This window comes from Staphylococcus sp. EG-SA-2 (assembly GCF_017152085.1).
In genome coordinates, this window is the sequence record NZ_JACYHC010000113.1 from 1 (window position 1) to 550 (window position 550).

Here is a 550-nt window from a genome sequence, read left to right on the forward strand (position 1 = left end):
TGATTGTCTACTTTTGAAGGCGTTGGTTGCGGTTGTGAATTTTCAATATTTGTAGATTCTTGAGGTGTAGTTGGTTTTGTTTGAATTTCACTTGTAGATGGTTTTGTAGTTACATCGTTATTTGTATAATTTGGTGCTTTCTTCTCTTCTAAAATAACAGATGTATCTTCTGTCGCAGTTTTATCAGTTGAAGGTTTAACATTTTCTTTTTCAATGTTTTGAGGCTTAGTTTCAGTTGTAGCTGTAACGTTATTTTGCTGTTGTTGAGTACTTGATGTAGTTGATTCTTCTTTAGCTTCTGGTTGTGAATCAGTATTTGTTTCTTTCTTAATTGGATTTGTTGAATCATTTTCTGTTGTCGAATTATTTTCAGTTTCCGACACTACTTCTTTATTATCACTAGTCGTTGCATCATCTTGTTTCGCATTTTCTGTACTAGTGTTTTCAGCAGCTTTAGCTTCTTGGTTCCCTAGACCAAAAATCAATGTCGTACCTACTAAAATCGATGCAGTTCCTACAGTATACTTTCTAATCGAAAATTTGTTTAAGC

General features: G+C 33.3%; 1 protein-coding gene. It reads right to left on the reverse strand.

Annotation, left to right across the window (positions count from 1 at the left end):
- The coding region (locus IDG60_RS27145) for a YSIRK-type signal peptide-containing protein (protein WP_164826066.1) at positions 1-550 on the reverse strand (550 nt) is incomplete at both ends.